Annotated in this window: 11 protein-coding genes; 2 read left to right on the top strand and 9 right to left on the bottom strand. The window is 61.4% G+C overall.

Annotated elements, in window-relative coordinates; translation table 11 throughout:
• Positions 1 to 20 precede the first annotated feature (20 nt).
• The 4 genes from IM291_RS14620 to IM291_RS14605 form a co-directional block, all read right to left on the bottom strand.
• Positions 21 to 1,043, bottom strand: a complete 1,023-nt coding sequence (locus IM291_RS14620; RefSeq protein ID WP_192971691.1) for a HoxN/HupN/NixA family nickel/cobalt transporter — start codon at positions 1,041 to 1,043, stop codon at positions 21 to 23.
• Position 1,044: 1 nt separating this feature from the next.
• Positions 1,045 to 3,261 (bottom strand): carbamoyltransferase HypF, encoded by a 2,217-nt coding sequence (gene hypF / locus IM291_RS14615; protein ID WP_192987158.1) that lies wholly within the window; start codon positions 3,259 to 3,261, stop codon positions 1,045 to 1,047.
• A 6-nt stretch (positions 3,262 to 3,267) separates the two neighbouring features.
• On the bottom strand, positions 3,268 to 3,813 hold the full coding sequence (hydN, locus tag IM291_RS14610; protein ID WP_192987157.1) for an electron transport protein HydN: 546 nt from the start codon (positions 3,811 to 3,813) through the stop codon (positions 3,268 to 3,270).
• Between the two features lie 133 nt (positions 3,814 to 3,946).
• Positions 3,947 to 4,960: a LacI family DNA-binding transcriptional regulator gene (locus tag IM291_RS14605; RefSeq protein WP_192971689.1), complete on the bottom strand. Its 1,014-nt coding sequence runs from the start codon at positions 4,958 to 4,960 to the stop codon at positions 3,947 to 3,949.
• 213 nt (positions 4,961 to 5,173) lie between these two features.
• Here IM291_RS14605 and ascF point away from each other — a divergent pair, with 213 nt between their 5' ends.
• Both ascF and IM291_RS14595 read left to right on the top strand, forming a co-directional pair.
• Complete coding sequence (gene ascF, locus IM291_RS14600) at positions 5,174 to 6,625, top strand: PTS cellobiose/arbutin/salicin transporter subunit IIBC (protein ID WP_045261256.1); 1,452 nt, start codon at positions 5,174 to 5,176, stop codon at positions 6,623 to 6,625.
• Between the two features lie 18 nt (positions 6,626 to 6,643).
• Positions 6,644 to 8,068 carry a 6-phospho-beta-glucosidase gene (locus IM291_RS14595; protein WP_126344967.1) on the top strand — a complete coding sequence of 475 codons (1,425 nt, stop codon included), beginning with the start codon at positions 6,644 to 6,646 and terminating at the stop codon, positions 8,066 to 8,068.
• Between the two features lie 79 nt (positions 8,069 to 8,147).
• Here the strand turns inward: IM291_RS14595 and hycI are convergent, their stop codons facing one another.
• The 5 genes from hycI to hycE are packed head-to-tail and all read right to left on the bottom strand — an operon-like array spanning position 8,148 to position 12,031.
• A complete protein-coding gene (gene hycI / locus IM291_RS14590; RefSeq protein WP_126817298.1) occupies positions 8,148 to 8,603 on the bottom strand; it encodes a hydrogenase maturation peptidase HycI in 456 nt (151 codons plus the stop codon).
• Positions 8,596 to 9,006, bottom strand: a complete 411-nt coding sequence (locus tag IM291_RS14585; protein WP_041908479.1) for a formate hydrogenlyase maturation HycH family protein — start codon at positions 9,004 to 9,006, stop codon at positions 8,596 to 8,598. The genes hycI and IM291_RS14585 overlap by 8 nt, the downstream gene beginning before the upstream one ends.
• Entirely contained in the window at positions 9,003 to 9,770 is a 768-nt protein-coding gene (locus IM291_RS14580; protein WP_028014210.1) for an NADH-quinone oxidoreductase subunit B family protein, read from the bottom strand. Before IM291_RS14580 ends, IM291_RS14585 begins: the two co-directional genes overlap by 4 nt.
• Positions 9,770 to 10,312, bottom strand: a complete 543-nt coding sequence (locus tag IM291_RS14575; RefSeq protein WP_192987156.1) for a formate hydrogenlyase complex iron-sulfur subunit — start codon at positions 10,310 to 10,312, stop codon at positions 9,770 to 9,772. Before IM291_RS14575 ends, IM291_RS14580 begins: the two co-directional genes overlap by 1 nt.
• Positions 10,313 to 10,321: 9 nt before the next feature.
• The gene (hycE, locus tag IM291_RS14570) at positions 10,322 to 12,031 is read right to left on the bottom strand and encodes a formate hydrogenlyase subunit HycE (RefSeq protein ID WP_049138413.1); all 1,710 of its coding nucleotides are present in this window, start codon (positions 12,029 to 12,031) and stop codon (positions 10,322 to 10,324) included.
• Between the last annotated feature and the right edge of the window lie 3 nt (positions 12,032 to 12,034).

Below are 12,034 nucleotides of genomic sequence, written 5' to 3'. Positions count from 1 at the left end.
GGTAAAACAGGGTGGGGAGTTCAGGAGCGCACCACCAGCGCGTCGTAGCCGCGCCAGCGATAGTTGGCAATGGAGATGAGCCAGCAGGCAACGAACAGCCCGACCACCACAAACCCGGCGTTGCCCAGGTTGTCATTTACCGCGCCGATCAGATCCCAGATGCCGCCGCTGAGGGCAAATTTATCCATCAGCAGGCCCAGCGCTTCCAGCCCGCCGATAAACAGCGCCACCACCACGGAGGTGCCGGTGATGGTCATGTTGTAGTAGAGCTTGCGCTGCGGTTTATCAAACGCCCAGCCGTAGGCACCGACCATCAGCAGGTTATCGAGCGTATCCACCAGCGCCATGCCGCTGGCGAAGAGCGCCGGGAAGATCATGATTGACCACACGGACATCCCGCTGGAGGCGCTGGCGGCGGAGATCCCCAGCACGCCAATTTCGGTGGCCGTATCGAAGCCGAGGCCAAACAGGAAACCCACCAGATACATCTGCCAGCTTTTATTGACGAGGCGGAAGGTTTTACCGAACAGCCAGTTCATAACGCCCCCCTGGGCAGGCAGCGTGACGTCACCCTGCACCGTCTGGCCCTTTTTCAGCGCCTGGAAACTGCGCCAGACGCCGCGCAGGATCACCATATTCACCAGCGCCATCGCCAGCAGGAAGGTGGCGGATACCGCAGTGCCAATCAGGCTGCCGGTTTCGTGGAACCATTCCATGTTTTTCTGAAACGCCGTGGCGGTGGCGGCGATGGCAATGGAGGCCAGCACCACGATGGTGGAGTGCCCCAGCGAGAACCACGCCCCCACCCCGCACGGGCGTTTGCCCTGCTGCATCATCTTACGCGTCACGGTATCAATGGCCGCGATGTGGTCGGCATCCACCGCATGGCGCAGCCCGTAGCACCACGCCAGCAGGCTGGCGGCCATCAGCGCCGTGCTGCCGCTAAAAGTGTGCCATGCCCATCCCCAGGCCAGCAGGTTTGCCATTACCAGAGCCAGCAGCAGAAGCGCGGCGCGAGGTTCGTTGCGTAACAGTCGTAACATTTTAAATCCTTTTTGAACATGACCGGGCAGCGGCAACCACCGCCTGCCCGAAAGAGATCGCTCCGTCACCTGCGGGCAGGCGCGAAGGAAAAAGAAGCGTAAAGTCAGGAAGATAATGACGCAGGCGCGCGCGCAGCAGGCGGTTGTGCAACACGCCGCCGCTGAAGCAGATTGTCGAAATCGATAAGCGTCGGGCATGGCGCGCGGCGAGCTGAGCCAGCCCTTTTGCCAGCGCGTCGTGAAACGCCCACGCGCGCTCGCAGGGCTCCGCCTGCCAGTTCAGCCACTGCTGCCAGAACAGCGCAAGGTTATTCGCTTTCAGAATCACCGGATGGTCAACGCCCGCGCACTGCGATGCCAGCGCCTCCAGCCTGCACGCTGCCTCGCCTTCGTAGCGCTGCGCGTCAATGCTCAGCGCGCAGGCGACCGCGTCAAACAAACGACCGCAGGACGACGCCTGCGGCGCGTTGATGCCACGCTGGATCGCCGTTGCCAGCAGCGGCCAGCTGTGGCGCTGAACCGCTCGCGTTTCCGGGTAGCGTTGCCAGTCCGGGACAAACGCCAGGCAGTGGGCGAGCAGATTACGCCACGGCTGCTTTGCCGCCAGATCGCCGCCCGGCAGCGCCACGGCAGGCAGGCCGCCGAGCCGTTCGCAGTCGAGATAGTTCACCCGCAGGCACTCTCCTCCCCACAGCGCGCCGTTCTCGCCCATGCCGATCCCGTCCAGCGTCAGAGCGATAGCGTCTCCGCCGCCGAGCGGCCAGCCGTTCTCCGCCAGGCACGCCGCCGCGTGAGCGTGATGATGCAGCACGGTTTCGACGGGCAGCGCCTGCTCCTGCGCCCACCGGCGCGCGCGATACCCCGGATGGGCATCGCACACCAGCTTATCAGGCTGGAAAGCGTAGATGCCCTGCATCGTCGAGAGCGCGCTGCGCCACTGCGCCTCTACGCCCTCGTCGCTCAGATCGCCAAAGTGCTGGCTCAGCACCGCCTGGTTGCCGCGCACCAGGCAGAAGGTGTTTTTCATCTCTGCACCGGTGCACAGCATGGCGGGGATATTCTCAAAACCCGCGGGCAACGTGACGGCATCGGGCACAAAACCCCGGGCACGACGCAGGATAGCGCCATCCCGATCCATCACCGAATCATCCATGCGCTGCAGGATGTCGCGGTTGTGCAGCAGGAAGCCGTCCGCGATGCCGCCGAGCTCCTCCAGCGCCTGCGCGTTGGTGACGGCAGGCGGCCTGCCACTGAGGTTGCCGGAGGTCATCACCAGCGGGCGCCGGCAGTCCATCAGCAAAAGATGCTGGAGCGGGTTCGCGGGCAGCATCACGCCAACGCAGTCGAGCCCTGGGGCAATTTCCTCGGGAAACGCGGGAAGCGAAGCTTTCGGCGTCAGCACGATCGGTGCCGCTGGCGAGCGTAACAGCGTCTGTATCGTCTCCGGCAGATCGTCCGCATCCGGTAGCATCACCGCCAGCGGCTTCGTCGGGCGCTGCTTGCGTGCCCGCAGCGTCGCCACTGCCTGCGGGTTAAGCGCGTCGCAGACCAGATGAAATCCCCCCAGCCCTTTAACCGCCACGATCCCGCCGTTTTTGAGCCTCTTCACCGCCGCGTTTAAGGCCGATTCGCGAGTGGCAATAGTGTCTCCGGCTTGCCATTCCAGCTGCGGCCCGCAGTCCGGGCAGGCCACCGGCTGGGCGTGAAAGCGGCGGTCGGCCGGGTTGCGGTACTCGGTTTCGCACGGCGCGCAGAGCGGGAATGCGGCCATCGACGTGGCCGGACGGTCGTACGGCATGGCGCGGATAATGGTAAACCGCGGCCCGCAGTGGGTGCAGTTGATAAACGGGTAACGATAGCGGCGCTCGCGGGGATCGCGCATTTCAGCCAGACACGCCGGGCAGGTGGCGGCATCCGGCACGATTTGCGTATCCATCGCCCCGCGCTCGCTGTGGCGGATGGTAAAGTCCTCAGGCATGTCCGCCCAGGTGAACGGCTGCGTTTCAACGCGATCGATGCGCGCCAGCGGTGGGCAGTCCTGATGCAGCCTCGCGGTAAAGTCCCCCCCATTACCCGCGAGACGCACCAGGACACCCTCTCCGTCGTTGCAGACATCGCCCACAAGCTTCAGCCGGTGCGCCAGCTGCCAGACGAAGGGCCGAAACCCCACGCCCTGCACTTTGCCGCGCACCCGAAACTGGATGCCGTTAACGCTCATCGCAGCTTAAAACAGCAGCGATGACGAGGTGTCGAACGCCGTGCGACGGCGTTTTTCTGCGCTCATCTGCTCAAGCTTGTCACGATCCACGCAGACCAGCGCGTGCGTCGGGCAGGCCTCCATACAGGCCGGGCCGGCTTCGCGGTGATAGCAAAGATCGCATTTATTGGCTTCGGCTTTCTCTGCCCGCACGCTCAGCCCCATGCCGCTGTTGCGCACCACCGGGCGGACAACCACCTCCATCGCGCCATACGGACAGGCCACCACGCAGGTTTTGCAGCCGATGCAGCGCTCCTGCATCACGTGCACAAAGCCCTTCTCGCGCTTAATCGCCCCGTTCGGGCAGACGTTCGCGCACGGCGCATCTTCGCACTGGCGACAGATGGCGGCGGTGGAAATATTCACACCTTTAATGACGTGAATGCGCGGCAGGAAGGTATCGGGAGTGAGAGAGGCGCAATCCTGCTCCGCCTGGTGGGAAACCACGCACGCCACTTCACAGGTACGGCAACCAATGCACTTGCTGGCATCGGCCATAATAAAACGGTTCATCTGCTTCTCCGGCATAACTGTTATGCGCGAAGCTATTCACAAACCGTGCCAATATTTAACCCACTGATTTTTAACAATAATGAAAACGCAGCGTTTCTGTCATCGTCATTAGTGACGATGACAGATGTCGACGTCAGCGGTGCGGACCATCGGTAACGGAGTCGCGCAGGACAAGCTCGCCAGAAAAGGTTTGCTGATATTTGAACTCTCCGCCGTCGAGCATAAAAATCAGGCGACTGACGATCTCCTGGATCATCGCCGTCACCGGAATACGCACGCTGGATAGCGACGGCACGATGTAGGGCGCAATCGCCACGTCGTCAAAGCCGATAACGGACACCGCGTCCGGGGTGGCGACGCCGCTGTCGTGCAGCTGCTTGATGGCGCCGATCGCCATATCGTCGTTGCTCGCCACCAGCGCGGTAAACGGTTCGCCGCGGGAGAGGAGTTGAGTGACCGCCGCTGCGCCGCTGGCCGGGCTCCACTTCCCTTCGGCGATAAGCGCGTCACGCGCTGCAATACCGTGCTGCGCCAGCGCATCCCTGTAACCGGAAAGACGCTCAACCCCGGTGGGGGAATCCAGCGAACCGGTGATAAAGGCAATCTCCCGGTGCCCTTTCGCAATCAGCTGCGACACCGCGTCCTGACACGAGGCTTTATGATCGGACCAGACGCTGTGGCTGCTGTTTTTCCGCAGGCGGCGGTTAAGCACCATAATCGGCTGCTCGCATTTCTCGACGAGCTCGTCCAGCTCTTCCACGCTCAGAAAACGCGGGTAGATAATTACCGCATCGCAGCGCATATCCAGTAGATACTGGATCGCCTCGCGCTCTTCTTCGGCGCTGTGCTTGCCGTCGGCGAGGATCAGCTGCCGCCCTTTTTCTTCGGTCATCCGCGCGGCGTTGAACAGCAGCTCGCTAAAGTAGACGCCGTGATACAGGGTGTTGGTCACTACCAGCCCAAGCGTCTGGGTGCGTTTGGTCGCCAGGTTTCGCGCCAGCAAGTTCGGGCGATAGCCGCTCTCTTCAATGGCCTGAAAAACCCGGTCTTTGGTCTCCTGGCTAACGTAGCCGTTGCCCGACAACACCCGGGAAACCGTCGCTTTCGATACGCCTGCCCGCTTCGCCACTTCCAGCATCGTGGTCATATTGTTCTTCCATCCGAAACTCATGCGGGCAGTGTACTGCACCGCGAAAAAATTGTCGCAGCGACGACGTCACGCTTTCTACACCCCACTGCGATCTTCATCACGAAAAGAAAAAATGTCCAAAAAGCGGTCTTGTTTCAACAAAAGAAACTCATGATGATTATGTGGAACCGGTTTCCTACATTTCACACAACGATAACAGGAACAGATCCGATGGCCAAAAACTACGCTGCGCTGGCAAACGACGTTATCAGCGCGCTGGGCGGCAAAGAGAACATCGTCGCCGTCACCCACTGCATGACGCGCCTGCGTTTCGTTCTGAAAGACGAAAATCTTACCGACGTTGCGCGCCTGAAAAGCATCAGCGGCGTGCTTGGCGTGGTGCGTAACGACAACCAGTGCCAGGTGATTATTGGCAACACGGTTTCACAGGCGTACCGCGAAGTAGTGAGCCTGCTGCCCGTTGACCTGCAGCCCGTGGTACCGGAAGGCCCGCAGAAGCTGACGTTACGCCGCATTGGTGCCGGGATCCTCGACGCGCTGATCGGCACCATGTCGCCGCTGATCCCGGCAATCATCGGCGGTTCGATGGTCAAGCTGCTGGCGATGATCCTCGAAATGACTGGCGTGCTGGAAAAAGGCGCGCCGACGCTCACCATTTTGACGGTCATTGGCGACGGGGCGTTCTTCTTCCTGCCGCTGATGGTAGCGGCCTCGGCGGCGGTGAAGTTTAAAACCAACATGTCGCTGGCGATCGCCATCGCGGGCGTGCTGGTGCACCCGAGCTTTATCGAACTGATGGCGAAAGCCGCGCAGGGCGAGCACGTTGAGTTCGCCTTTATTCCGGTGACGGCGGTGAAATACACCTATACCGTCATCCCGGCACTGGTGATGACCTGGTGCCTGTCGTATATCGAACGCTGGGTGGATCGCATCACCCCGGCGGTGACCAAAAACTTCCTCAAGCCGATGCTGATCGTGCTGATTGCCGCCCCGCTCGCCATCGTGCTGATTGGCCCGCTGGGGATCTGGATCGGTAGCGCCATCTCCGCGCTGGTTTACACCATTCACGGCTACCTGGGCTGGCTCTCCGTCGCCATCATGGGCGCGCTGTGGCCGCTGCTGGTGATGACCGGGATGCACCGCGTGTTTACGCCGACCATCATTCAGACCATTGCCGAAACGGGCAAAGAAGGAATGGTGATGCCGTCAGAAATTGGTGCCAACCTGTCGCTCGGCGGCTCGTCGCTGGCGGTGGCATGGAAAACGAAAAACCCGGAACTGCGCCAGACGGCGCTGGCCGCGGCGGCCTCCGCCATTATGGCGGGGATCTCTGAACCGGCCCTGTACGGCGTAGCGGTACGCCTGAAGCGTCCGCTGATTGCGAGCCTGATCAGCGGCTTTATCTGCGGCGCGGTGGCGGGTATGGCAGGCCTTGCCAGCCACTCGATGGCGGCGCCGGGGCTGTTTACCAGCGTGCAGTTCTTCGACCCGGCCAACCCGATGACCATCGTCTGGGTGTTTGGCGTAATGGGGCTGGCCGTGGTGCTGTCATTTGTTCTGACCCTGCTGTTAGGGTTTGAGGATATCCCGGTCGAAGACGAGGCTGAAAAAGCGCGCGCCCTGCAGACCGCACCGGTACAGAACAACGCAGCAAAAGCATAAATTGAAAGCGAGGTAAGAATGTCTGTTTTTCCACAAGGATTTTTATGGGGCGGCGCGCTTGCCGCCAACCAGAGTGAAGGTGCTTACCGTGAAGGCGGCAAAGGACTGACGACGGTCGATATGATCCCCCACGGCGCGCATCGCCTGGCGGTGAAGGTCGGTCAGGAAAAGCGTTTTTCGCTGCGTGAGGACGAGTTCTACCCGAGCCACGAGGCGATTGATTTTTACCATCGCTATAAAGAGGACATCGCTCTGATGGCGGAGATGGGCTTTACGGTGTTCCGCACCTCGATTGCCTGGAGCCGCCTCTACCCGAACGGCGACGAGCCTCTGCCGAATAAAGAGGGCATCGCCTTCTACCGGGCGGTATTTGAAGAGTGCAAAAAGTACAACATCGAACCGCTGGTGACGCTCTGTCACTTCGACGTGCCGATGCACCTGGTGACGGAGTACGGCTCCTGGCGCAACCGTAAGATGGTCGATTTCTTCGCCCGCTACGCCCGCACCTGCTTCGAGGAATTTAACGGGCTGGTGAAATACTGGCTGACCTTCAACGAAATCAACATCATGCTGCACAGCCCGTTTTCCGGCGCGGGGCTGGTGTTTGAGGAGGGTGAAAACGAGGATCAGGTGAAATACCAGGCCGCGCACCACGAGCTGGTGGCGAGCGCGCTGGCGACAAAAATCGCCCACGAGGTGAACCCGGAAAACCAGGTCGGCTGCATGCTGGCGGGCGGTAACTTCTACCCGTACTCCTGCAAGCCGGAAGACGTGTGGATGGCGCTGGAAAAAGACCGCGAGAATCTGTTCTTTATCGACGTGCAGGCACGCGGCAGCTATCCGGCCTATTCTGCCCGCGTGTTCCGCGAGAAAGGCGTCGTGATTGTTAAAGACCCAGGCGATGACGAACTGCTGAAAAACACCGTCGACTTTGTCTCGTTCAGCTATTACGCCTCGCGCTGCGCCTCGGCGGACATGAACGCGGGCAACACCAGCGCGGCAAACATCGTGAAGTCCCTGCGTAACCCGCATATTCAGGTAAGCGAGTGGGGCTGGGGCATCGATCCGCTCGGCCTGCGTATCACCATGAACATGATGTACGACCGCTACCAGAAGCCGCTGTTCCTGGTGGAAAACGGCCTTGGCGCGAAGGACGTCATAGATGAAAATGGCGAGATCAACGACGACTACCGCATCAGCTACCTGCGCGAGCATATCCGCGCGATGGGCGATGCGATTGAGGACGGCGTGCCGCTGATGGGCTACACCACCTGGGGCTGCATCGACCTGGTGTCGGCCTCAACGGGCGAGATGAGCAAGCGCTACGGGTTTGTGTACGTTGACCGCGACGACGCCGGGAACGGCACGCTGGACCGCAAGCGCAAGAAATCGTTCTGGTGGTATAAGAAGGTGATTGCGAGTAACGGGGCGGATCTGGCGTAGCCAGTTGCCCGGTGGCGCTGCGCTTACCGGGCCTACGGTTTTGTAGGCCGGGTAAGGCGTAGCCGCCACCCGGCACTGCTCAGAGCGGAGAAAACCCTCCATCCCCAACCCACTCCGCCAGCCGCGAATACACCTCTTCCACCGCCGCCTTCACCGGCGGCGTCATCGGGTAATAAAACCCGACAATGTCCGGCTGAATTCCTAAAAACAGCACCTCGCCCACGTCGTCTTTAATCTGATCGACCAGGTAGTTCAGCGGCATATTGTGGGTGGTCATCATAAACATCTCGGCGATGTCGTCCGGATCAATCAGGCGGATTTCGCCCGGGTTCAGCCCCATATCGGTGGCATCGACGATTAGCAGCCTTTCCGGGTGCAGCTCGCGAATGGCGACCACATCGTTTTCCGGCGCGCTGCCGCCGTCAATCACCACCCAGTCGCCCTGCGGTTTTGCGGCGCACATCTCCGCCAGCAGCGGGCCCGCGCCGTCGTCGCCCATCATGCTGTTGCCGACACACAGTAAAACGTCAGTCACGTAATCTCCTCACCATCAGGTAGATGGCGCTCTCCTGATGAATATCGTGCAGCATGCCGAGCAGCGTTTTGCTCCACGCCTGCTGCGCCGGGGTTTGCCTGCCGAGCGCCGCGTCAAAGGCGTTGGCGAGCATTGTGATATGGTTGGCGTCGATAACGATCTCGCCATACTTCGGCACGCCCTCCATCTTGCGCCGCGCGGTGCTGCCCTCCTCCAGCGTGGCGATCCACGCCAGGTATTCCGGCCACGGGCAGGTTAGCGCCGCCTCCAGACAGTCGATCACCCCGAGGTGGTGCCCAATCGCCAGGCTGTAATAGACCACCTGCTGCGCCGCATCCGGCGTGGCATCGTTCTCATCAATAAACTTACGGCTCAGCTGGCTGAACACCACCGTTTCACTCATCGGATACGCGCCTCATCCACAATGCTGTTCAGGTTTGCCACGATCTCATTGAGACGCGGATCGTTTTCCGCTTCCAGCCAGCGCGCCACCTGATGGTCGCCCTGGCTCAGCAGGCGCAGGTAATCGTCGGCAATCTGACGCCCGTAGCGATAGCCCGCCAGCCTGCGCGCCGTGCGGTCCACCTTCACGCGCAGCGGCTGCACCATGTCCGGATGCAGAATGGCCGCGGGCTGGTTGTCGATCTCGCCAGGGGCGCGGGCATGGATCTTCTGCTCCAGCAGGCCGAGCGCCATCGCAAAGCCGTACAGCGTGGCGGCAGGCGTCGGCGGGCAGCCCGGAATATAGACATCCACCGGCACGATTTTGTCGGTGCCGCCCCAGACGCAGTAAAGATCGTGGAAGATGCCGCCGCTGTTGCCGCAGGCGCCGTAGGAGATGCAGATTTTCGGATCCGGTGCGGACTGCCAGGCGCGCAGCGCGGGCGATCGCATAGCGCGGGTCACCGCCCCGGTAAACAGCAGAATGTCCGCATGACGCGGGGACGGTACCACTTTGATGCCAAAGCGCTCGGCGTCAAACAGCGGCGACAGGGTGGCGAAGATCTCGATCTCACAGCCGTTGCAGCCGCCGCAGTCCACGCGGTAAACGTAGGCCGAGCGTTTGATTTTTTTCAGTAGCGACGCCTTCATGCTGGCGATGGACTCCTCCACCGTCAGCGGCACCGGAATGCCGTTATCGTCGCGCGGGCCGAGTAAGTTTTCCATCAGCTGGCCTCTCTCATATGGCGGGTAATATCAATGCGGTCGGACGGCAGCAGGCACTTCTGACGTTTGCACTCCGGGCAGGTTTCGAAGCTTTCGCGGTGATGCTCCGCGCGGGCGTCGCCGTTGTGCTGCAGCAGCGCGATGGCGTAGTCGATCTCTTTTTGCACGGCGAACGGACGCTTGCAGGCGCGGCAATTGCACAGCGCGAAGCGCGACTGCTGGAGAAAATCCTCTTTTTTCCACACCGCCAGTTCGTACTCCTGGGAAAGTCGAATGGCGACCGTCGGGCAAACCTCCTCGCAGCGGCCGCAGAAGATGCAGCGCCCGAGGTTAAACTGCCAGGCCAGCTCGCCGGTTTTGAGGTCCGTTTCCACCGTTAAGGCGTTCGACGGGCAGGCGTTGACGCAGGCCGCGCAGCCGATGCACTGCTGCGGGTTGTGCTCCGGCTTGCCGCGAAAGTTTTTATCCACCGGGATCGGCTCCAGCGGATAGCTGCTGGTCTGCGCGCCGGTTTTGATTACTTTTTTGATAAAGGTAAACATGGCGTGTCCTTATTTCAGCGGCGAGTTCTTGCGCTCGATGCTGTAGCGCTCAAGCTCTTTGTACGGCACTACCTGGCTTTTCTTCTTGCGCACGTCCACCACCGTCATGCGGTCAGTGCAGGAGTAGCACGGATCGAGGCTGCCGATGATCAGCGGCGCGTCAGAGACCGTGTTACCGCGCAGCATATAGCGCAGGGTAGGCCAGTTGGCGTAGGTCGCCGCGCGACAGCGCCAGCGGTAGAGCTTCTGATTGTCGCCGGTCATGCTCCAGTGGATATCATCCCCTCGCGGCGCTTCGGCAAAGCCGAGGGCAAAGCGGTTTGGAATGTAGGTGAAGCCCTCCACCATCAGCGGACCGCCCGGCAGGTTATCGAGGCCAAAGTCAATCATGTTCAGGGCGGTGTAGACCTCGTTGATACGCACCTTGAGGCGAGAAATAACATCGCAGCCCTGTTCGCTGTGCACGGTCATCGGCAGCAGGCCGTAGCCGACGAACGGGTGATCGGCGCGGGTGTCGCGGGCGTGGCCGCTGGCGCGCACCATCGGGCCGACATTGCTGAAGTCGCGGGCAATTTCCGGATCGAGGCGACCAATCCCGACGGTGCGCTGCTCGATGTTTGGCGTGCTGAGCAGCATGTCCACCAGATCCTGCACGTCCCGGCGCATCTGCTGCGCCAGCTGGCGGGTCTTGATCATGTCGTCTTTCAGCAGGTCGCGGCGGATCCCGCCGATCAGATTCAGGCCGTAAGTTTTACGCGCCCCGGTGAGGATCTCCGCCATCTTCATCGACGCTTCGCGCACGCGGAAGAACTGCATAAACCCGGAGTCAAAGCCGACAAAGTGGCAGGCCAGGCCGAGGTTCAGCAGGTGCGAGTGCAGGCGCTCCACCTCCAGCAGAATAGCGCGGATCATCTGCGCGCGCTCCGGCACCACGATCCCCATGCCGTTCTCCACCGAGGTGGTGTAGGCGGTGCTGTGGGCGAAGCCGCAGATGCCGCACACGCGGTCAGAGAGGAACGTGACCTCGTTGTAACCCATGCGGGTTTCCGCCAGCTTCTCCATGCCGCGGTGGACGTAGAACAGGCGGTAGTCGGCGTCGATGATATTTTCGCCGTCGACGAACAGGCGGAAGTGGCCCGGTTCGTCGGAGGTGACGTGCAGCGGGCCGATCGGCACCACGTTGTTCTTCTTGCTGCCCAGCTCGTTGATGAACTCGTAGGTTTCGCTGTCGGTGGTCGGGGCCGGACGCTGGCGGTAATCCATGCTGTCCTTGCGCAGCGGATAGAGTTCATCCGGCCAGTCGTCCGGCAGCACCAGACGACGCTCGTCCGGCAGGCCGACCGGCACCAGGCCGTACATGTCGCGCACCTCGCGCTCACCCCAGACGGCGGCAGGAACGCGCGGCGTCACGGACGGGTATTCCGGCTTGTTCGGGTCGACCTCGACGCGCACGGTGAGCCAGCACTTCTCGCCCTGCTCCATCGACATCACGTAGTACACCGCATAGTTGCCGCACAGCTGGCGCTCGTCGTTGCCGAACAGCACCGACAGCCAGCCGCCCTGCTGGTAATAGAGAAACTCCACCACTTCCGGCAGGTAGTTCACCTTCACGGTAATGGTGATCTGATCTTTGGTTTGCCAGGACTCCTCCAGCACCACGCCGGGGAAAGCCTGATGCAACGCGGCGAGATACTGCTGACCTTTCTTTTCTTCAGACATAAA

The sequence above is a fragment of the Enterobacter cloacae complex sp. P27C genome, from assembly GCF_014895705.1.
Taxonomy (GTDB): Bacteria; Pseudomonadota; Gammaproteobacteria; order Enterobacterales; family Enterobacteriaceae; genus Enterobacter; species Enterobacter bugandensis.
The sequence above is the reverse complement of the archived record's forward strand: the minus strand, read 5'-3'. Positions and strand labels throughout refer to the sequence as shown.